The 20,496-nt window shown below is 64.1% G+C and carries 20 protein-coding genes and 1 pseudogene; 8 read left to right on the top strand and 13 right to left on the bottom strand.

What is annotated here, in order from left to right; genetic code table 11:
- The first annotated feature begins 11 nt into the window (after positions 1 to 11).
- The 3 genes from MME74_RS01320 to MME74_RS01330 all read left to right on the top strand — a co-directional run bounded on the left by MME74_RS01320 (position 12) and on the right by MME74_RS01330 (position 1,400).
- Positions 12 to 239 (top strand): hypothetical protein, encoded by a 228-nt coding sequence (locus tag MME74_RS01320; RefSeq protein WP_267416845.1) that lies wholly within the window; start codon positions 12 to 14, stop codon positions 237 to 239.
- A complete protein-coding gene (locus tag MME74_RS01325; protein ID WP_267416846.1) occupies positions 239 to 1,018 on the top strand; it encodes a 3-keto-5-aminohexanoate cleavage protein in 780 nt (259 codons plus the stop codon). The genes MME74_RS01320 and MME74_RS01325 overlap by 1 nt, the downstream gene beginning before the upstream one ends.
- Before the next feature lie 109 nt (positions 1,019 to 1,127).
- Entirely contained in the window at positions 1,128 to 1,400 is a 273-nt protein-coding gene (locus MME74_RS01330) for a hypothetical protein (protein ID WP_267416847.1), read from the top strand.
- 27 nt (positions 1,401 to 1,427) lie between these two features.
- Here the strand turns inward: MME74_RS01330 and MME74_RS01335 are convergent, their stop codons facing one another.
- Positions 1,428 to 1,808, bottom strand: a complete 381-nt coding sequence (locus MME74_RS01335) for a VOC family protein (protein WP_267416848.1) — start codon at positions 1,806 to 1,808, stop codon at positions 1,428 to 1,430.
- Between the two features lie 163 nt (positions 1,809 to 1,971).
- On the opposite strand from MME74_RS01335, the gene MME74_RS01340 reads away from it, so the two are divergent.
- Complete coding sequence (locus MME74_RS01340) at positions 1,972 to 2,265, top strand: hypothetical protein (RefSeq protein WP_267416849.1); 294 nt, start codon at positions 1,972 to 1,974, stop codon at positions 2,263 to 2,265.
- A 100-nt stretch (positions 2,266 to 2,365) separates the two neighbouring features.
- Here MME74_RS01340 and MME74_RS01345 read toward each other — a convergent pair whose 3' ends face one another.
- On the bottom strand, positions 2,366 to 3,367 hold the full coding sequence (locus MME74_RS01345; protein ID WP_267416850.1) for an SDR family NAD(P)-dependent oxidoreductase: 1,002 nt from the start codon (positions 3,365 to 3,367) through the stop codon (positions 2,366 to 2,368).
- Between the two features lie 85 nt (positions 3,368 to 3,452).
- Here MME74_RS01345 and MME74_RS01350 point away from each other — a divergent pair, with 85 nt between their 5' ends.
- Entirely contained in the window at positions 3,453 to 4,034 is a 582-nt protein-coding gene (locus tag MME74_RS01350; RefSeq protein ID WP_267416851.1) for a TetR/AcrR family transcriptional regulator, read from the top strand.
- A gap of 381 nt (positions 4,035 to 4,415) precedes the next feature.
- Here MME74_RS01350 and MME74_RS01355 read toward each other — a convergent pair whose 3' ends face one another.
- From MME74_RS01355 to MME74_RS01375, 5 genes are all read right to left on the bottom strand, one after another.
- Positions 4,416 to 5,090 carry a hypothetical protein gene (locus MME74_RS01355; RefSeq protein WP_267416852.1) on the bottom strand — a complete coding sequence of 225 codons (675 nt, stop codon included), beginning with the start codon at positions 5,088 to 5,090 and terminating at the stop codon, positions 4,416 to 4,418.
- Between the two features lie 341 nt (positions 5,091 to 5,431).
- On the bottom strand, positions 5,432 to 5,722 hold the full coding sequence (locus MME74_RS01360; RefSeq protein ID WP_267416853.1) for a hypothetical protein: 291 nt from the start codon (positions 5,720 to 5,722) through the stop codon (positions 5,432 to 5,434).
- Positions 5,723 to 6,131: 409 nt separating this feature from the next.
- Positions 6,132 to 7,586 carry an APC family permease gene (locus MME74_RS01365; protein ID WP_267416854.1) on the bottom strand — a complete coding sequence of 485 codons (1,455 nt, stop codon included), beginning with the start codon at positions 7,584 to 7,586 and terminating at the stop codon, positions 6,132 to 6,134.
- Positions 7,587 to 7,760: 174 nt separating this feature from the next.
- Positions 7,761 to 8,189 carry a polynucleotide kinase gene (locus tag MME74_RS01370; RefSeq protein WP_267416855.1) on the bottom strand — a complete coding sequence of 143 codons (429 nt, stop codon included), beginning with the start codon at positions 8,187 to 8,189 and terminating at the stop codon, positions 7,761 to 7,763.
- A 101-nt stretch (positions 8,190 to 8,290) separates the two neighbouring features.
- Complete coding sequence (locus tag MME74_RS01375) at positions 8,291 to 8,797, bottom strand: DUF4188 domain-containing protein (RefSeq protein WP_267416856.1); 507 nt, start codon at positions 8,795 to 8,797, stop codon at positions 8,291 to 8,293.
- A 70-nt stretch (positions 8,798 to 8,867) separates the two neighbouring features.
- Between MME74_RS01375 and MME74_RS01380 the strand changes: the two genes are divergently transcribed.
- Entirely contained in the window at positions 8,868 to 9,485 is a 618-nt protein-coding gene (locus tag MME74_RS01380) for a MerR family transcriptional regulator (protein WP_267416857.1), read from the top strand.
- A 675-nt stretch (positions 9,486 to 10,160) separates the two neighbouring features.
- Here the strand turns inward: MME74_RS01380 and MME74_RS01385 are convergent.
- Positions 10,161 to 11,168 (bottom strand): DUF262 domain-containing protein, encoded by a 1,008-nt coding sequence (locus MME74_RS01385; RefSeq protein ID WP_267416858.1) that lies wholly within the window; start codon positions 11,166 to 11,168, stop codon positions 10,161 to 10,163.
- A gap of 984 nt (positions 11,169 to 12,152) precedes the next feature.
- On the opposite strand from MME74_RS01385, the gene MME74_RS01390 reads away from it, so the two are divergent.
- Both MME74_RS01390 and MME74_RS01395 read left to right on the top strand, forming a co-directional pair.
- On the top strand, positions 12,153 to 13,310 hold the full coding sequence (locus MME74_RS01390; protein WP_267416859.1) for a DNA cytosine methyltransferase: 1,158 nt from the start codon (positions 12,153 to 12,155) through the stop codon (positions 13,308 to 13,310).
- Complete coding sequence (locus MME74_RS01395) at positions 13,310 to 14,110, top strand: GIY-YIG nuclease family protein (RefSeq protein ID WP_267416860.1); 801 nt, start codon at positions 13,310 to 13,312, stop codon at positions 14,108 to 14,110. The genes MME74_RS01390 and MME74_RS01395 overlap by 1 nt, the downstream gene beginning before the upstream one ends.
- A gap of 70 nt (positions 14,111 to 14,180) precedes the next feature.
- On the opposite strand, the gene MME74_RS01400 is transcribed toward MME74_RS01395, so the two are convergent.
- The 5 genes and pseudogenes from MME74_RS01400 to MME74_RS01420 all read right to left on the bottom strand — a co-directional run bounded on the left by MME74_RS01400 (position 14,181) and on the right by MME74_RS01420 (position 20,338).
- On the bottom strand, positions 14,181 to 15,035 hold the full coding sequence (locus tag MME74_RS01400; RefSeq protein WP_267416861.1) for an HNH endonuclease: 855 nt from the start codon (positions 15,033 to 15,035) through the stop codon (positions 14,181 to 14,183).
- Positions 15,036 to 15,045: 10 nt separating this feature from the next.
- Positions 15,046 to 16,539, bottom strand: a complete 1,494-nt coding sequence (locus MME74_RS01405) for an AAA family ATPase (RefSeq protein WP_267416862.1) — start codon at positions 16,537 to 16,539, stop codon at positions 15,046 to 15,048.
- Positions 16,540 to 17,002: 463 nt separating this feature from the next.
- Positions 17,003 to 18,183: pseudogene (locus MME74_RS01410) on the bottom strand (SulP family inorganic anion transporter); the annotation flags it as partial.
- A gap of 56 nt (positions 18,184 to 18,239) precedes the next feature.
- Positions 18,240 to 19,526: a hypothetical protein gene (locus tag MME74_RS01415; protein WP_267416863.1), complete on the bottom strand. Its 1,287-nt coding sequence runs from the start codon at positions 19,524 to 19,526 to the stop codon at positions 18,240 to 18,242.
- Positions 19,527 to 19,633: 107 nt separating this feature from the next.
- On the bottom strand, positions 19,634 to 20,338 hold the full coding sequence (locus tag MME74_RS01420) for a GntR family transcriptional regulator (RefSeq protein ID WP_267416864.1): 705 nt from the start codon (positions 20,336 to 20,338) through the stop codon (positions 19,634 to 19,636).
- Between the last annotated feature and the right edge of the window lie 158 nt (positions 20,339 to 20,496).

Below are 20,496 nucleotides of genomic sequence, written 5' to 3' on the forward strand. Positions count from 1 at the left end.
AGGGATCCCGCATGGCCGCAGGAGATATCGAGACGTTCCAGCGCAACGGCATCTGGTTCAACCGCATCGAGGGCGAATCGCGCACGTTGGGCAGCAGCTTCGAGAGCGAAGAGTATGCGGTGAAGGTCGGTCGCAGTGCGGCGGTCGCCCGTCAGGTCGGGCACACCGTGCGGTCCGACGAGGGTCCGTCGAAGGACTCCCTCGCGTACGACCTGCACCCGCGCGAACTGATCGGCTGATGGCGCCGCCCTCCGATCCGCCTCGCGTCGTCGACCCCGAACGACGGATGCTGTTGCAGGCATGCGTCAACGGCGCCCGTGATCCGGCGGAGCATCCGTGGTTGAGTGCGGACGCGTCGGTGGTCGCCGACGATGCCGCGCGGGCTGTGGCGGCCGGGGCGCACGAGGTGCATGTGCACCCGAAGGATGCGGCCGGACGGGACAGCCTCGCGCCCGCCGATGTCGCGCGGTGGGTGTGGGCCGTGCGTGCGGCGCACCCCGGTGTTCCGGTCGGGGTGACGACCGGGGCGTGGGCTGAGCCCGAGGTGGAGCGTCGTCTCGCGGCTATCGAGGGGTGGACAGAATTGCCCGATCACGCGTCCGTCAACTGGCACGAAGCCGGCGCCGACGAGGTGGCCGCCCTGCTGCTGAGACGCGGCGTCGGGGTGGAGGCCGGGCTGTGGGATGCGGCGGGCTTCGAGGTGTGGAAGCGTTCGCCGTTGCGGGGCGACTGCCTGCGGGTGCTGATCGAGCTGCCGGACGAGCCGGCCGAAACGGTGCGCGAGCATGCCGAGGCGATGATTGCGCATGTCGAGCTCGAGGAGCCCGGCATCCCGATCCTGCTGCACGGCGAGGAGGGTTCGACGTGGCCTGTCTTCGACCTGGCCGTGGAGCTCGGGTTGGAATCGCGCATCGGGCTGGAGGACACGCTGCTGCTGCCGGACGGCTCGACGGCGCCGGGCAACGCGGCGCTGGTGCGCGCGGCGGTGGGGCGGATGCGAGGCCGAGTCGCGTCGTGATCTGGGGCGACGGACCAGGAGCAACCGCCCCCGTTGATGCGGAACGCGGAGCTGCGCGCGAGAGTGGTCGGAGACGGGCGCTGCCGCGGCCGGTTCGACCGGAGGTCGCATGACACGCTCATCCCTGCAGATGGCCCCGGACTCGTACACGAACTCGTTCCGCACGCGGGCGCGGATCCTGTTCTCGCCCGTGCGCCTGTCGCTCGCCGTGGCGGCGATCATGTTCGCGGTGGTCGCGAATGTGATCTACATCCGTAACGGTGGCGAGCCGGAGATGCTCGGTCTGGCGTCGATCATCCCGCTCTTCGCCCTGCTGGCGTGGCAGCTGGTGACGGATGCGAAGATGCGGCGTCTCGACCGCGAGAGCCCCGCCGGAGGATGATCTTCCGCCGCGACGCGGTTCAGACGGTCACGAGCCCTCGGTCCAGCCGGACCAGTCAGCGGCATCGACGACGCAGAACCGGTTGCCTTCCGGATCCTCCATGATCACGTAGTCGGCGTCGGCGGGCTTGCGGTCCCAGTGCACTTCGCGCGCGCCCAGAGTGGTGAGCCGGCGGACCTCGGCGGCCTGGTCGTCGGCGTAGATGTCGAGGTGGATGCGCGGCGGCAGCGCCCGTTCGGAGGCGTGGGCGTCGAGGGAGATGCCGGCTGTCTCGCCGTCGCGGGGCTTCAGCATGACCCAGTCGTCGTCCGGTGGGTACCGTTCGACGTAGTCCAGCGCCGCTTTCCAGAACGCGGTCTGTGCGGCGAGATCCGTCACGCGGATCACGATCGAGCCGATCTTCAGCATGGGGTCGAGTGTAGGTCGGGGCGAGTTCGAAACTCATCCCCCTTGCGTCCGGGTCGGTAGGGTGCAGGCTCGTCGGCATCTCGCAACGATCACCTGTTGCCGCCGCGGCGCCGACATGGGATCCTGGCCGCATTGATCGTCGAGCTGATATGAGGGAGCGAGTATGACAGTCGCGGAGCAGAGAGGCGGGGTCATACGCACCCGGTCGCGCCTCGTCAGCCGTCTCGTGATTCCTGCGGCCGCCGTCGTTCTCGCACTTCTCGCGGGCATCGCGACAGCGGCGGTACTGCCGGATCTCGCCATCCGCGCCCTGAGCTTTGCGACGATGATCGCAGCAGCTCTTTCCGGTGTGGGCGCCGTGCGCCGCGGAACGGCGTGGGTGAGGGCCGTCAGTGCGATCGTCGCCGTCCTGGCCCTCATGCTCGGATCCACCTTCTTCGGCTTGACCTACTCGTAGACATCGATCGGACGCGAGACGGGTTCGTCCGTCAAAGTCGACGCATACGCGAAACGCCCCGCCGTTCGGGTCGGCGGGGCGTTGGTCTCGCGGGTGCGGGTTACTGCACCGACCATCCGCCGTCGGAGGCGAGGATGGCGCCGTTGATGTTCACGGCGTCGTCCGACAGCAGGAACGTGATCGATGCGGCCAGGTGCTCGGCCGTCGCCACCGTCGGGATGGACTGCTGGAACGGAGCGAGGCGACCGGAGCCGTACTCCGACATGTTCGGGGGCATCGGGATGCCGGTGGCGACGCCGCCCGGAGCGACGGAGTTCACGCGGATGCCCTTCGGTCCGTACATGAAGGCGGCCGACTTGGTGACGCCGATGATGCCGTGCTTGCTGGCGGTGTAGGCGTTGCCCGAGGCGTTGCCACGCAGGCCGGCCTCGCTCGAGACGTTGAGGATCGCACCGCGACCCGCAGCTTCCATGACGGGGATGACCGCGCGCATGAGCTTGAACGGAGCGGTGAGGTTGATCGCGATGACGCGGTCCCAGACGGCATCCGGAGTCTCGCCTGCGGGGGAGAAGTCGTCGTTGATGCCGGCGACGTTCGCGAGGCCGTCGATGCGGTCGCCCGCGGCGGCGAGGACGGCGTCGATCGCGTCCTGCTTCGTGAGGTCGCCCGCGACCGTGATGATGTCGGCATCCGGGTTCTCGGACTTCAGGGCGTCGAGCTTCTCGGCGGCGATGTCGCTGGCGATGACACGTCCGCCTTCACGGGCGATGCGCGAGGCGGTGGCCTTGCCGATGCCGGAGGCGGCGCCCGTGACGATCACGGTCTTGCCGGCGAAGCGACCGGAGGTGACCTTCTCGGTCCAGCCCTCGGAGGCGTCGTCCTCGGGGATCTCGCCGCCGTTGGCCGCGCGCACGAGGTCGTCGACGACCGACTGGGGGAGCTGGCCCTGGCTCATGGCGACGAGCTGCTGCAGGGGCAGGCCGAGCACGGGGGTGAGGAGCTCGGGGTCGGCGCCCGTCTGCTCGAAGAGTCCGCGGATGAGAGGCCCGCCGGTCGGGTCGTTCATCCAGTCGCCGATGGTGGAGTGTGCGGTGAGGGCCATGCTCTTTCTCCTTGTTCGGGGTTCTTTCGGTTTCGCAACGGTGCGTCTACTTATGTTCCAGTGTACGCCTGAGTACGCTCGAAAGGTGCCCCGTCCCCGCAGTGAAAAAGCCCGTCAGTCCGTACTGGAGGCGATGCGTCGCGCGCTCGCCGCAGACGGGTACGAGGCCGTGACGATCGAGGGCCTCGCGGAGTCTGCGGAGGTGTCGAAGCAGACGATCTACCGGTGGTGGCCGTCGAAGGCCGCGATTCTCGGTGAGGCGCTGCTCGAGGGGGCGCTGCCCGGTGCCGAGGTGTCGGTGCCGATGACGCCCGATCTCGGGGCGGATCTGCGGGCGTGGTTCTCGGCGATGTCTGACGGGCTGGCTCGTCCGGAGGGTGTGGCGCTGGCGCGGGCGCTCATCGAGGTGACCGCGGCCGATCCCGAGTTGGGCTTGGTGCTGAATGAGCGGCTCGCGGCGCCGATCCGTGAGTGGGTGGCGGAGCGGGTGTCGCACGGGCGCGCCGACGGCGACGTGCGGGCGGACGTGGATGCTGCCGCGATCGCGGACCAGTTCATCGCGATGGCGTCGTACTCCGCCCTGATCGGGCAGCCGCTGAGTGCGGAGCGGGTGGAGGAGACCGTGGTGCGTTTGCTGCGGGGGATCGCCGCCCCGGTCGTGGAGTGACGAGGCGAGACGAAACTCTTCGCCCGCCCTAGGTCGTTGAGCGAGCGGAGCGAGACGAAACGACTCGCTCCTGGGTGGGCAGCGAGTCGTCTCAGTGGCGGGCCAGGAGTCGCGGGGTCGTCGGCCGTGACGGGTGGTGGCAACGGCCAGAGCCAACGCGCCGACGATGAAGGCGAGAGCGATCACCCTCCCGGGTTCGACTGGCCCTGGTGAGCAGAGCTCGTCTTCGACCGACGCTGCCTCAGAGTTGTAATCACAACGAACCCTGCGAAGAGGATGCCGCCGACGACGAGGGCGACGGTCGTGAGCCAGGCGAGTAATGCGATGACGTCAAGTCCGCTTCCAAACATTGGGCTTCCTTTCTTCCTGAATGCGCGACCGCTAGTAGGTGGTCACGCTGGTGCCGCTGACGCGGATGCCGAAGGAGCCCTTCGTGTGGACCCACCCGGCGCTTGCTGCGTAGGAGAGCTCGGCCCATGCGGGTCCGGCGGCGCTCTGGGTTGCTCGCTTGATGCCGCCTGAGCGAGTGCACGGACCCGCGATGTTGTCGCATGTCAGGGCTCGCATGTCCCGCACCTTCGCCCTAGCGCTGGTGCTGGTCTGGTAGTCGATCACGAAGGTCGCGCTGCTGATGAGGTCATAGATCCCGACACGACATCCGACCTTCCAGCCTCCAGAGCTTCGACATCCGCTGATCGAAGCGTTGATTGTTGGGCCCGACGGTTTCGCTGAGGTCGTCTGGATCTCCGTCCACGTGCGAGAGCCGTCCTCAAAGATCTGGATCGTTCGGGTGCCGGACGGGGTGCGCTCGGTGACGATGTCGACAGGGCTCGCCTCTCCGAGGGAGTCGGGCGCGATGCCCGCCTCGATCTTTTCGATGAGCGCATCTTGGATGTGTGGGGAGATGCCACCCCTGGTCATGTTGACGCGCACTGCTGCCTCTTGGCTGTCTGTCAGCGCGGCCGTATCAGCCGAGGCTGCGGCGGTTCCCGCGAGCGGGATGACGCCTGCGGCGAGTGCGGCGAGAAGTATCGAGAGTCGGAAGTGTGCCTTCATGGGTCCCCCTTAGGTTGGTCCGGTTGAACCGATGTGGTCCATCAAAGACCACATATGAGGGCTTAAGCAATATATATGAGGGCAGAGACGATTGAAGGCTGTCCCCGGGAGGAGTTGATGTCGTGCGCCTGGAAGCGGGACAGCCCGAAGCGGGCGGCGTCTCGACCACCGGCCCGCCACCGCTTGAGCTGTCGACGCGTTCGGTCGGGTGCGAGGCGGTGACGAGAGGGCCGCCCTGATCGGGCAGCCGTTGAGTGCGGAGCGGGTGGAGGAGGCGGTGGTGCGTTTGCTCCGGGGGATCGCCGCCCCGGTCGTGGAGTGACGAGGCGCAACGCTCGCCGTCAACGGTACGTGAGGTCCTCGCAGGTCACGGCGTCGCGGAAATCTCCTGCCTTGACCTCGTTCTTCACCGACGCCGTGTAGGCGGCCTTGGGGATGATCGCGATCTCGACGGATTCTGCGCTGTTGATCTCCGAGTCGTCGGCGCAGATGGCGACGATGATCCACTCCTTCGGGTCCGACGTCGACAGGGCGAAGGAAGCGCGCTCCCCTACCCGCGTCGAAGAGTCCTGGATGAGGAGCCCCGCGTGATCCGCCGCGCTTCGATTCAAGGAACTGAGGGGCTGGCCCACAGCTTCGTCGGTTCTCAGAGTGGGTGTCGCGGAGCACGCCGCGACAGTCGCAATGAGAGCTGCCACGACTGCGCCGGAGGTCGCGACCCTCGCTAGAAGCCGCACGAGATCGCTGAGCGATACGGATTGAATGCGGTGAGCGATCCGCTCGTTGCGATGGTGCGCCAGTTGACGGGTCCCCCGATTCGGGGCCGCGACCCCTGCTGCTTCTGCAGCTTGTACGTGTACTTGGTGCCGAGTGAGTTCTCTGATTCCTCCATTAGATACACATATGAGTGCAGTATAAATATATTTGACGACACTCCTCGGAGCGGGTCGATGCCCGGTCGATCTGCGCTCATCGCGCATCTACCACCGCTTGAGCTGTCGACGCGTTCAGTCGGGTGCGAGGTGATGACGAGAGGGCGGCCTACTTGTTCGCAGCCGTCTGGTGCCGCGGACTGTCCGGGTTCATCAGCGAGTGGCGGCGGCCGTAGGTGAAGTAGATGACGAGTCCGATCACCAGCCACACGGCGAAGCGCAGCCAGGTCTCCCAGTGCAGCTGCGAGATGAGGAACAGGGAGAACCCGACGCCGATGATGGGCACGACCGGCATGAACGGCAGGCGGAAGGTGCGTGGGGCATCCGGCTTCGTGTAGCGGAACACGATCACGGCGACGCAGACGACCACGAACGCCGCGAGGATGCCGATGTTGGTCAGATCGGCCACGGCGCGGATCGGGAAGATGCCGGCGAAGACTGCCGAGGCGATGCCGGCGATCCAGGTGACGCGCTGGGGCACGCCTCGGCGGTCGACCTTGCTGAACCAGCCGGGGAGCAGCCCGTCGCGGCTCATCGAGAACCACACCCGGGTCGCCCCGAGGAGGAAGGTGAGCATGACGGTGAGGATCGACAGGACGGCGAAGACCGAGATGATGGCCGCGACCACCGGGAGTCCGACGCTGGAGAAGGCCGAGGCGAAGCCGGCCTTCGGGTCGATCTCGGTGTAGTTCTGCATGCCCGTGAGCACCAGAGTCGCGGCGACGTAGAGCAGCATCGCGATGATGAGGGAGAGGATGATCGCCTTCGGCATGTGCTTGCGGCCGTCCTTGGCTTCCTCGGCGGCGGTGCTCATCGCGTCGTAGCCGAAGACGGCGAAGAACACGGTCGCCGCGCCCGTGAACACCGGGCCGAAGCCGCTGGGCATGAACGGGTTGTAGTTCTCGGTGTTGATGTAGAAGATGCCGAGGCCGACGATGCCGAGGATCAGGGCGATCTTGATCGCGACGGCCACCAACTCGAAGCGGCCGAACGTCTGGGTTCCGCGGCTGAGGAGGAAGGTGACGAGCAGGCAGATCACGATTGCGGGGATGTTGACGAGGCCGCCCTCCACGTCGGCCGTCTCGGTCACGGCGAGCGGCAGGTGGATGCCGAAACCCGAGAGGAATGCGTCGAGATAGCCCGAGATGCCGATGGCGACGACGGCGACGATGGCGACGTACTCGAGGAGCAGGTCCCAGCCGATGAACCATCCGACGACCTCGCCGAGGGCCACGTATCCGTAGCTGTAGGCGGAGCCGGCTCGAGGGATCATGCCGGCGAACTCGGCGTAGGAGAGGGCGGCCGCGGCGGACGCGAGTCCGGCGATGAGGAAGGAGATCAGCACCGCGGGTCCGACGCCGGGGTTCGCTGCGTCACCGTGGGCCACGAGTCCGGCGAGGGAGAAGATCCCCACTCCGATGATGCCGCCGACGCCGATGGCCGTGAGCTGCCACAGGCCGAGCGATTTGTGCAGGGTGCTGTGTTCGGCATCCTCCGTCATCTCGCTGACGGGCTTGCGGCGCCAGACCGAGCGGCTCCGGGCGATCGGGTCAGTGTTCGGCATCATTGCCTTCCTGTCAGGACCGGGCGTTCGTGGGCACCGATCGGACTCTCGGATCGTCAGATGCGGGCTGATGAACCTCGCTTGAGGCGCAAGTGACGTGTGGAACGTTACTCCGCGGATCGAGGGGCGGCAATGTATTGCGGGCGCGTCGGCGCGAGGGCGGTTTCCGAGCGGCTAGAAGTCGCCCTCGGCCACCTGGAAGCAGGTGAGTCCGCGGGCGCGCCACATCTCGACCACGCTGCGGCGGTCGTCGACGACGCCGATCACGGCGAAGTGCGGTTCGATGTGGGCATCGTAGATCTCGGCCTTGACGATGTTGTCGGCGCGCTGGTCGCCCGTGCGGCGCAGGAGTAGCCGGTCGAACGGGATCTCGTTGAAGGTCAGCCAGGCCTCGGTGGCGCGGCGGGCGGTCTCATCGCGGCCGGAGACGACGATGAGCGCGTCGACATCCGGATGCGCGGCGAAGGCCTGGGCGGCGATCACGACCGGGTGGTTCGGGGTGTCGATCGCGACGTTTCGCATGTCGTACGGCGAGCGGTCACCGATGAGGGCGAGCGTGCCGTCGACGTCGAAGATCCAGGCGCGCGGGCGATCGGTGGGCATGGTGCGAGGGTAGTGGCTCGCCCCGCCTCGGTCGTTGAGCGAGGAGCGCAGCGGCGCCTCCCGGTCGTTGAGCGAGGAGCGCAGCGACGAGACGAAACGACCTACCGCGCCGCCTCGGCCTTCCCCGCATCCGTCCGCCCCTCCGCGAAGCGTGCCTGCGCCCGATCGTGCCGCTTGCCGACCGGGACGAGTTCCGTCGCCTTCGGCAGGCCCATCGGCTTCGTCGAGACATAGACGCTCTCGGCGGTGTCGACGCGGAAGGTCTCGTGCCAGATGCCGACTGCTCCCGGGGCCTTGCGGGCTGCGCGGGTGAAGGCGCTCCAGGCGGGGCGGTGCTGCTGGTTCGGGCTGGAAGCGTAGGCGTAGAGCTTGTCGACGGATGACCAGTACTGCACGACGTAGGGTCCGCCCGAGCCGAAGAGCAGGTGGTAGCCGAGCATGCCCGAGTCGGGGTCGGTGCTGAGTTCGCGCAGCATCCCGGGCATGGCGAAGAAGGCCGGCATCCACAGATCGGGGCGCCACCAGCGGTTGATCTGCATCCCGATGTGGAACACGACGAGCTCGCCCTCGTGGCGGTGGGTCATGCGGCCCGTGATGACTTTCGACATGATGACTCCTTGATTGGATAGCTTCACTATCCATAATGGATAGCGCTACTATCGAAGTCAAGAGGTGGCCATGAGAATTTCCGAACTGTCAGCCCAGACCGGCGTGACCGTGCCGACGATCAAGTACTACCTGCGCGAGGGTCTGCTGCCCGAGGGCGAGCGCAGTGCGCCGACTCAGGCCGCGTACGGCGAGAAGCACGTGGAGCGGCTGCGGGTGATCCGGGCGCTGCTCGATGCGGGGGTGAGCATCGCCGAGACGCGGCGGGTGCTGGGGGCGCTGGATGATCCGCCCGAGAGCGCGCACGACCTTCTCGGGACGGCGCATGCGGCGATCACTCCGCCGGTGGATGAGTCTTTGGATTTGACGGATGCTGAGGCTCTTGTCGCGGGGCTCGGGTGGAAGCCGGGGATGTGCGACGAGGCGGTGCTGCACGCGGTCGCGCGGGCGCTGCAGGGGTTGGAGCGCGTCGGGTTCACCGTGCCGGATGCGGCGATGGCGGAGTACCTCGCGAGCATGCGGCGGATTGCGGATGCTGAGGTGGCCGGGGTGCCGGAGGGGTCTGCGGAGGCTGCGGTGCGCTACGTGGTGCTGGGCTCGGTGCTGGTGGAGCCGTTGTTGCTGGCGCTGCGGAGGGTGGCGCAGCAGGTGAGCTCGGGGGAGCGGTTTGGTGGTGCAGCGCGGCGCTGATCTCGTGCGGCGGTCGGCGCTTTCGTTCAGTTGCCCGACGCCGTATGCGAAGGCCGCTCTACGCGCCGGCTAGGTCTCGAACAATGATCCGCGTAGCGATCAGGTACTGATCCAAGACCCGGGGCTTCACTCGTGGAGACAGTAGAAGATGCCCCGGAGCGATTCCGTTGGGCGTGCCGCCGTAGTGGCGCCGAAGCACCGTGTTGTATCGGGCGCGTGACCGCGTGTTCTTATGGGCTATCCGGTTGCGCACGGCTTGCATATCGGAGATCGTCAAGGTGTGGGCGTTGGCGGCAGCGATGAAACGTTCGCTCGGGTCGATCACAAACCTTGTTGTCTTTACGATGTAAGGTGCTGTCGACCACTTGGGCTCCCAGTACTTGCCCGCGCGGTTGTGGTCCCGAAACAGAAGGCGAGCGCTTTTCGCGGATCGCGCCGGTGTGGTCTGCAACGAGACAGGCGAGCCGTTCAAGTAGTCAGCCCCGCACGCGAGGCGATACGCGATTCCGGCAGTCGTTTCTAAGAAGTCGTCAAAGAGTCGGATCATGACCAGTTCAGCCAGAGCCTTTTGAAGGGTCGGGCTCAGGTCCGTAAGTTGGCCCGCGATCGAAGCATGTGCGGAATTTCGCCTCAGAAATTCTTGGTAGGGGACCCCGACAGAGGGCGCGGGCATCGCTAGGATCCCAGGTGTCGACTAATGAATGCATCTCGCACAGTGCGCTGACGGATGCGCTGGGTCGTAGAGGTTGACGCATTGACGAAGTCAACAACGTCTTGGGGCTTTTCGGTTGCCGGACGAGGGTCGTTGAAGGCGGCATCGATTCCGAATAGCTCGTCTTCGAGCTTTGCGGGACTAGGTAGCTGTGACATGCGGTCCAGGCAAATGAAGAGCGAATAGAAGAGCGGTGAACGACTGAAGATCGTATCTGCGAGTGAGGTTGGGCGAAGCGTGGACAACAGATTGAAGACGCGATCGAAACGGCCTGAGAGCTCCTCCTTGAGTGGGAACTCTTCATCCCACTGATGATAGGCGCGCGTTATGCGCGCAGCCCCAAAGTCGGTAATTCCCTCAATCATGGAGATCGCTAGATCCGCAACGAATTGCACTTCCTGCATCCGAGAGATCTCCGCGGCGCTGAAGATACTGCGGTCTCTCCAGAGCGCGAGGTGGGATGTAGACGTATTGAGACAGAACTGATGGAACTCCCCGCTGTACTGTGCTGCTCGCTTTTCCTGAGGGTTGAGCGACTTTGAGACAGCGTTGAGGCGGCCGAAGATATCTATAACGTCAGCGTCATCGGCACCAATGAGCTGCGCTGTTGGCAGCTTGGCCATCAGGAACTGTTCGCGTTCAGTTGCCGTCAGGTCGCGATAGAACAAGCGCCGGTTGCGAACGGGGTGCCTCGCGCTGAACTCGTTGTTCCGATACTCGATGATCGAGCGGCACCGCTGCTGCCCGTCCACGACCTCCTTGACGGTGCGTTCTGCCTCCAGATCGATCGTGTGGCGAAGATAGATTGTCGGAACCGGAGCGCTGAGAAAGATCGAGTTTATGAGATACGACTTGTGAGGAGTCGACCAAACGCTGCGTCTCTGGTACCAGGGCGACACATTCAATTCGCCTCGTTGGTGGGCGTTGAGCAAGTCCTGCACCAACATCGACTCGTAGTCCACGCGATCCATTTTCGGTTCTCCTCAGGAAGGTAGTGTCTGGTCACAGTATCGTGTCGCGTGGAGTCGACCGGCGGCGTACGTTCTCGTGGTGCGCAGGCGAAGCCCTCTGGGCGAATCGTCGCCCGGGACCGGTCAAGACGATTTCGAGCGCGCTCGGCACGATCGTCGAGCAGGTTCACCGTTGGTTGACCGCTGTGTCGCGCATAAGCGGGCGTGGTCGACGGGGCGCGACCTGGAGGGACGTTTCGGTTCAAGCGAGTGATGTATGTGCTTGGTCGCCGCTGTCTTGATCTCTCGGGTGGGCTCGGTCGATCGAGTATCAGCGTTCGCCGGCATGGCGGCTCCGCTATACCGGGACGGTCCGAGCCTTCGCGCCCTGACTTACGCCCGGCGGATGATCTGCGGGATGGTGGGCATAAGGTCGGTACGTAGAGCGCACAAGGAGGGCTTCCGTCATGTCTATGCGCGTGGGAGGGATCGCTTGCTCGGGTGACGTGATCCTGGTCGAGGATACTGAGCGGTCCAACCTGGCTCCTGTCCTCCCCCGCATCGGGCCAAGGAGGACGGCGGGCAACCTGAAGTGCACGCCACCGATGCTCCACCCACGCGGACTGTGCAGGAGCAGCTAGTGGACGATCTCGAGCACCAGCGCCAAATGCGGCTGAAACGTGACGCATTCCTTAACACGCCCAACTGCCCAGACTGCCTGCATCGGATGGACCCGGCGGAAGCCGACGGCGAGCCGGTCTGGCGGTGCCACGTCTGCAACCTCAACCGCAGCGCTGACTAACGCCTGTTTGCGCCGGGTGCTTCACCAGCTCGAAGAACGGTGGGGCGCAACATGAGTCCGGCTCAGGCCAACAATCGTTGCCGCTGCAACGACACTCCGACGGGCCTACCTACGCGTCGTCGTAGGTCTGCGGCGGCCTGAGTCCTGTCGGACACACACAGCTTTGCGGGCCCTGTGGGGGTGGTAGTCGGTACGCTGGCCACATGGGAGAACTGACGCCGATCAACGCCGCCCGTCCGAAGGTGCTGGAGTTCTTTGCAGGGATCGGACTGGCTCGGATGGGGCTCGAGTCAGCGGGATTCCGCGTGGCGTGGGCGAACGACTTCGAGCCCGACAAGAAGGCGATGTACGACGCGCAGTTTGGCGACGCGGAGGTCCATGCTTTCGCACTTGGCGACATCGGAAAGGTTGAGGGTGAAACCCTCCCGCGCGACGCCTCTCTCGCTTGGGCCTCCTCGCCCTGCACAGATCTTTCCCTCGCCGGCGGACGCGCTGGACTTGCCGGGATTCAGTCGGGTACGTTCTGGCACTTCATCCGGGTCCTCAGGGAGCTAGAGGGCGACGCCCCCGAGGTAGTGGTGCTGGAGAATGTGACAGGTCTCGCGACTTCCCATGGCGGAGATGACCTTTGTGCGGCGATCCGTGCCTTCAACGAGCTGGGCTACTCGGTCGATGTGCTCGCGATGGATGCGCGACGATTTGTACCACAATCGCGCCCTCGGCTATTCCTGGTTGGCGCAAAGAACCCGCCTGAGGACATCGCCGACCCCAACTCGGAGTTGCGCCCTGATTGGCTCCAGTGGGTCTACGGCGACAAGACCCTCCGCACTCACCGAGCGCCGCTCCCCGCTCCACCGGTACCACTTGTCGAGGGTTTCGGTGAGCTCGTCGAGCAGATGCCTGATGATGACGAGCGGTGGTGGGATGCCGAGCGCACGGAGAAGTTCGTTGGTTCCCTCTCCCCCATGCAGCACGAGCGGGTTGCTGCTTTGCGTCGCAGCCCTGGAGAAAAATTTCGCACGGCCTACCGCAGAACGCGCGCAGGCGTTGCTGTGTGGGAGGTACGTGCCGACGACATCGCGGGTTGCCTCCGCACGGCGCGAGGTGGGTCGTCGAAGCAGGCCGTCGTGCGGCTCGGGAGTAATCGGCTACAGGTCCGCTGGATGACTCCTCGGGAGTATGCCCGTCTGATGGGTGCGGGCGACTACGACCTCACCGCAACTCGAACGAACCAAGCTTTGTTCGGTTTCGGCGACGCGGTTGTCGTCCCCGCAGTCGCGTGGCTGAGCGAGAACTACCTAATGCCAATGGTGCGAGGTCAGTTTGAAGCCCGTGATCTGCGCGCCACAAAGGCACTGTAATGGCAAGCACCAGCAGGCCGCGCACGACTCCAACGCAAAAGAAACCCAGGAAAAAGGATCTTCCCGCCGAGGTCGTGAAAGAATTTAGGTCACTATTCGACGCGGCCAAGAAGGCAAAGGATGAGCAGGGGCGTCGTGTGACCGGGGCCAAATGGGGCGTGTACGCCTTCTACGATTATGACGGCGAACCCATCTATGTCGGCCAGACGAAGGAGAGCCTCGCAACTCGACTCAATCGACACCTCACCAACCAGCGGACTGATGCAGTTGCAATGCGCATCCTCGACGTGTTCGAAGTCGCAGAGCTGGAAGTGTGGCCGCTGTGGGAACTGCAAGACACCCCCAGCCAGCGTGACGACAGGGCAGCGTTCGATGCTTCGCAAACTTTGCTCGACAAACACGAGTACTCGGCCTACCTGCAAGCAATCGAGAACAGCAAATTTGGCGCGATACTGAATGAGAAGATCCCGCCGGCATCGCGGCCGATCGATCTCCCTCAATCGTTCAGGTTTGCGCTGATCTCCGAGGAGACTCGTGAGGAACGGGGACACCCCGATGTTCGTATTGCTCGGCGTGCCGAGACTATAGCTCGGTTAGCTGCAGTAGCCCACGAGCGCGGTGAAGTGTCTGCAGGCCTCCGACGCGTGCTCGTGGTTCAAGCGGTGCGCCTCGCGTACAAGGCTGCGGAGCGGTTCAAGTTTGCTGAAGGTGAGGAGTCGCCGGACCCTGGTGCGATTTCTGTCGAAGGTCTCATTGGATCTGTTCTCTACCCCACAAACGATGAAGGCAGCGGAGATTAGCTAGGTGATGGTCGTGGCGGGGATCTCGAGCAAGCTAACAACCTCGGTTGTTCTGCTCGGTACACACGAGCTATCGCCTGCTGGCACCTTGAGCGCAAAACCACTCGCTTTGGGCAAGAGCTTCGTACGCTGCACCTCTTCGGCTGTTGGTATCCACTGCGAACGAACGGTTAGCTTCCTCCATTAAGATCTGAGCTACCTCGATGGCTGAACGCGTCGTCTGGCGTCTGGCATCTTCGACGCCGGACGCACCTGCGTCCTGACCGCGTACGACTGAGCGCGCTTCCGCGAGGTCGCGCCCAGAAACGCCGGCGAAGAGCAGCTCCAGTCCAAGTAGTTCAAACTGAGCAACCACTCGAGCGCGGAGCGCCGGGTCCAAGTCCACAGACGGATCAGCGCGGAATCGCAGTCCGCCCGGGCCGTCCTCGATCACCTGCGCATAAAGCCAACGCGACTCGACGGCCTCGAGGTACGGGTGAATCATCTGATCTGCACCGGTGCCAGGTTGCCAATCGAGTAGCTTCTTATTGCACTGTTGGCAAGCAGGAACCAGGTTTAGGGCCGTGATCGCCAGACCCCCGACCTTTGTCTGTGGAACTACATGGTCGAGTGTCGTGGCCTGACCGTACTGACAATAGCTACACAGGCCGTATCTGGCGCCGGCGAGAATCCGCTCGTACTGCTTCCGAGAGCCGCCACCGGAGTCGGACATGTGTCGCAAGTAGAACCAGCGGAGTTCATCATCGGTGACCGTGTCCAGTTCGAAGTCTTCCTGCGACGCCTCGTGAACAGAACCTCGAAGAACGAGCGCCTCCAGTAGAAGCTCATTCGTCACCAGATAGGGAACTGCTGCCGTCAGACGCCGAGCTAAGTCGCGGTTGCGAACACGTTTCGCACCGCCAGCCACGATCTCCGAAGGTGCCAAGCACGGATGCTCAACGCTCCACATTCTGCCGCCCCAGCACATCAACAAGCGAGCGGAGGATCGACCGCCCCTCTGTGCCAACCTCGCCACCAATAGCCGCTAAAGCAGCTTCGTATCCTTCCGTGGCATGCTTCTCCGCGACTTCGCGGAGAATTCGGTGAAAGCCCGTCGACACAACTTCCAAGCCGAAAATCTCGTTCGTCAACGTGCCAACGTTCTCTCCGAAGGTCTCGATTGTCGGACGGCTGACTCGTGCCGTGTCCCCGACGCGATCGATCTTCCACACGCAACTGCGAGGAACCTCCTGTAACACCACGGGCGAATGGGTCGCCATGATCGCGATTCCGTTCCGGTTGACAAGCAGGTCGCTCAAGGCCCGCACGAATGCCGAGAGCAGCGGCGGATGTAAGTGTGCCTCTGGTTCGTCAAGGAGGACAAGGCTCTTCTCGGACACAGTCTCAACCAAGCGGGTGACGGTGAGGAGCACCAATTTGTGTCCTGAGCTGAGGCGTTTGAACGTAGCGCTGATCGAATCCAGTGTGTCCTCGTCTTCTACCCCCTCGCTGGAAACCGGGTCAGCGGCATCAGCTATGCCTGCTGCGGAGAAGATTGGATCACTTTCCAAAAGGCGAAGGGCTCTGACCCATCTCGCTCGCCGGGCACCTTGGAGGCAAGCGCGCGCGGATTTGGTCATCTCCGATGCGATGGCTCGCGGTCCCTTGATACGGTCCGATTCTTCCTTCGATGCGCCTACTCGCTTGAGCCCTACGTAGTGATATGTGAGTCCCTTCGTGCGGTCCTGCGGAACGGAAAGAGGCTCGAAAGAATCGAATGCGCTGAACGACACGGAGACAAGGTTTGAGACGACGGCATCGGAGTCGTCAGATTCCTCCCGCGACTTTTTGACATGGAACGCGGCGAGTTTGTTTAAGAACGTGCTTTTCCCTACTCCATTCCGCCCGACAATCACATGTATGTTTGTCGGCGGTATCGACTCGGGAACGACCGCGAACGTCACCCTCGGTGCCCCTTCGAGGTATTTGAGTCGGTATCCTAGATCGTAGGGTGTGAGCCTCGCGCCACCGCGAGCCAGGCGCGTGAACTGTTCTTGGACGGTAAGAAGAGGGACATAGCGAAGTAGCGAGACCTTGGTGACATCCTCTTTTGCTGCCTTCTCAAGAAGATGTGGCAGGAAGGCGACATCCCGGAGACCTTTAAGAACAGCATCGCGAATATGATCACCTAGTTCGGTGAGCTCCTCGTAAAAGTCTGAATCTTGACCGACCGAGAAGAAGTCTCTCGGCAGGGTCTTGAACGCTTCTGGTGGTGCCGGATGACGAGCTACCCCCGGAACGCCGTCGCCGCGACCAGCTGGCTTTAGGCCAAACTTCCCGATCTTAGTGTTACCGATTTGGTGTCGGTCCCCAAAGGCATCGACGTAGTCGACGCTGTAAGTGGTCGCATACTTGAACCAATCATCCCAATCGATTAGCCGTAGGTACACGGTGTTTGGCTGATGGGGTGATCTGAGATCGCTCCGAATAACGAAGTCCAAGGGGAACTCCAGCCTAGAAAGTGAGGGGCGGGCAGAGGTAGCGCTAGTTGCACAGTACTGAGTCGAGGAGTCTCCGGGCAACGCCCGACAAGTACTACAGGAGCATGGATCGTCCGTCCGTCTGGATGGTGTCGGGTTGGCTACGGTGCAGCACGCGATGATTCCTTGCTGCGGCAAACGAGTCCCGCTTCAAGCGGATGTCGGCGCGCTCTGTGTTGAATGCCTGGCTTTTTCTCCGGTCGACGACCTTTCGCAGTACGGAGGCGAGGCAGGGGCAGGCGGAGGAAGAGCATAATTGCCAATGTGCCTACGTCTACCGCGGAGCGCTGGCTGCGTTAGGCGGCTATACCCCCCCAATGGCTCCCGCATTTCGTGGCCCCTGGGCCTCGTATGGTGTGTGAAGGGTCGGGCCCTACTCGAACCCACCCGTCAACCGCCCGCGCATCCGCGAACTACTCTCATTCATCCCGACGATCTCCACCGTCTTCCCCAACGCCTGGTACTTCGTCTCGATCGCATCCAACGCGGCAACGGTCGACGCATCCCAGATATGCGACCCCGGCAGATCGACGACAACCCGCTCGGGATCGTCGGAGTAAGAGAACAACGTCGTCAGATCGTTGCTCGACGCGAAGAACAACTCCCCCTCCACGACGTACGTCACCACGTCACCCGCCTCACCGAGAACCCGAGTTACCGTCACGAAGTGCGCCACTCGCCGCACGGTCGCCACGGACGCCACCAGCACCCCACCGACAACGCCGACCGCAAGGTTGTGCGTCAACAGCACCAGCACCACCGTCGCGACCATAACGTCTCGCTCTTCGGCATCCGCTCCAACGTCGACGGACGCACGCTGTGCCAGTCGAACGCTCCGATCGCGACCATGATCATCACGGCCACGAGCGCGGCCATCGGAATCGTCCCGACGAAGTCGCCGAACACGACGACCAGCAAGAACAAGAAGAGACCCGCGCAGAACGTCGAGATGCGGGTCCGCGCACCGGACGCCTTCACGTTGATCATGGTCTGACCGATCACGGCGCAGCCGCCCATGCCGCCGAAGATCCCCGACAGCACGTTCGCCACACCCTGGCCCCACGCCTCACGACGCTTGCGCGAGTGGGTGTCGGTGATCTCATCGACGAGCTTCGCGGTGAGCAGCGACTCCAGCAGTCCGACCACCGCAACTCCGAGCGCGAACGGCGCGATGATCGTGAACGCCTCCCACGTCAGCGGAACGTTCGGGATGAACAGCGACGGCAGGCTCCGCGGCAGCTCGCCCTGGTTGCCGACAGTCGGCACGGTGATGCCGAACGCGAGCACGACACCCGTCACGATGATCACCGACACGAGCGGCGCCGGCACGATCTTGGTGACCCTCGGCATCACGATCATCACGACGATCCCGAGCGCCACCAGCGGATACACCAGCCACGGCACGTCGATCAGCTGGGGGAACTGCGAGCTGAACACGAAGATCGCCAGCGCGTTCACGAACCCGACCATGACGCTGCGGGGGATGAAGCGCATGAGCTTCGCGACTCCGACCACTCCGAGGATCACCTGGAAGATGCCAGCGAGGATGACGGTGCGCCACGGCATCCGTCTTCAGGCGTATCTCGGCCGTCGTCGAGTGACGGCGCTGGTCACTCGCCGGTGTCGCCCTTCGGAGCGCGGCGACGGAACGTGCGTCCGGCGAAGTCGGCGAACGATCCAGCGATCTCCTTCGCCTTGTCCACGCTTTCAGCGCCAACCCGTGCAGCAGTCTCAACGCCTTCAGCGCCGATGCGGAGCGCGGCCTCCACACCCTCTCCGCCGGCTCTGAGCAGGTCATCGCGCGTATCGGCGACCGCCGCTGACCATCGTCGCGACTCCAGCGCGTCTGCGGCAGAGGTGATGCCGAGATGACCGTGGAAGGTTCCCACGGATTCATTGACCGTGTTCCTCGACCGGACGATAGCCGGCGACTCGATCGGGTTGAAGAGCACTTTCGAGTTCGCCAGCGACGCTGCTGCGTCCATCCGGTCGATGAGTTGCCGCGTGGTTCGCGTGATCAGCTCGGCGCGGTTCGTGCGAGCTGTGCGGAGCGCGATTCGGTGACGGTCGAGTTCTTCCGGGGATGCCTGGAGGACGCGGTCGAGTTCGATGAGCCCCGTCGCCTCCTGCAGATAGAAACAGTGTGCGAGCACGGCGAGCCAATCCTGCACTTGACGGTCGACGCTCTTCGACAGATCGGCGAGTTCGTTGACGGACTTGCTCTCGAGCTTCTCCGCGAGCGCGTCGATCTGGCGCAAGGCATACGCCTGGGTGCGCGCGATCGTCATCGCCGATCCCTGCACCTTCGACCAGGTCACGTCAGAAACCCCGCCGACTTCCTTGCGGATGGTCAGTGCCTCTTCGAGCATCATGTCGACGCCGATCATGTCGGCGAGGACCGCATCCTTCTGCGCGCGAAGCACATCGTCGACCTTCTCATCGATGACGGCGAGGTAGTCGGTGATCTCGTCCATGGCCTGCTGCATCGCGACCTGGGCCATGATCCCTGCCACGCCCGCCAGCATGGCGGGATTCGTGAGCATCGATCCGGGTGTCTTCAGAAACTGCAGGTTCTTGGCAAACTGCCCACCGGGAGCCCGAAGAGTCGCCTGGAGATTCCCGCTCGATGAGTTCGTCACCTTGGGCAGCTTTTGCGCGGCGGCCCACGATTCCTCGGTCAGCTTCATCCAGCGCCCGGAGTTGGCTGTGATCTCGGACCCTGCCTTGAGGGCGGCGGCACCTCCCCCGAACGCGGTGCCGAGCCGCGGGAGTTCGAGGTCGCGAGACTCGAGGCGGTGGGAGGTCAAGAACTGTTCCACGCTGGACGCTGGCCCGATCAGTGCCAGTCCGTCGCCATCGGTCACCAGTTCGATTCCGGCGAGATCTACGTCATCCATGCGCCATGCCCCTTCGTGCGCGGCCCGCCTGTGGGCCTATTAAAGATCATGGCCCAAGACGCCGCACCGAAGGGCTAAGCGCCATTCGGACCCTTCCGCCGGCCCCTCTACTGCGTCAGCTTCACAAAGTACTCATACCGGTCACCCGGCGATGAGCTCGATACGTACTCCACCGGCCGCCCGGACGTATCGCTCGTCCACCGGTTGATCGTCAGCAGCGGAAACCCTTCCGCCACCCCGAGCGCTCCCGCCTGCTCCGGTGTCGCCGCCTCGGCGCGGATCTTCTCGCTCGCCTCTTTCAGGTAGATGCCGAGCTCCGCGAACAGTGCATACAGCGACTGAGTCCGCTCCAACTCCGACGCCTTGAGCCGCGCGCCGATCTCGTCCGGCACCCACGACACCATGAGGCAGAACGGGCGGTCGTCGTTCATGCGCACGCGCGAGATGCGCCAGAGGTGCGCTCCGGGCAGGAAGTCGGTGGCGTTGAGCGGCGGCGACGGGTCGGGCTCGATCACGATGTCGCGGATGCCGGGCCGCAGGCCGAGGTCGCGCATCACGTCGGTGAAGCTGCGAAGGTCGCCGAGCGTGTGGGTCATGCCCTGCTCGCTGACGTAGGTGCCCGAGCCGCGCTGGCGCCGCAGCAGGTTCACCTGCGTGAGCACGTTGAGCGCCTGGCGAACCGTGTTGCGGCTGACGCCGAAGAGCTCGCCCAGCTCCAGCTCGCCGGGGAGGCGTTCACCCGACTTCCACCGGCCGTCCGCGATCTCCTGTCGCAGCTGGTCGGCGATCTGTTGATAGGCCGGCTTCGTCACCCTGTCACTGTGCCACACGGAAGATGTACCTACACATATTTCTAAATGTACCTACACCTATTGAAGTTGTACCCACAACTTGGTATCGTCATGTCACGCTCGAATCGATCCACACGATACAAGCGACCCGAACCCCTCGATCAATGAAGAGAAGAGAT

Origin of the sequence: Microbacterium oxydans (genome assembly GCF_026559675.1) — a bacterium.
Lineage (GTDB): Bacteria > Actinomycetota > Actinomycetes > Actinomycetales > Microbacteriaceae > Microbacterium > Microbacterium oxydans_D.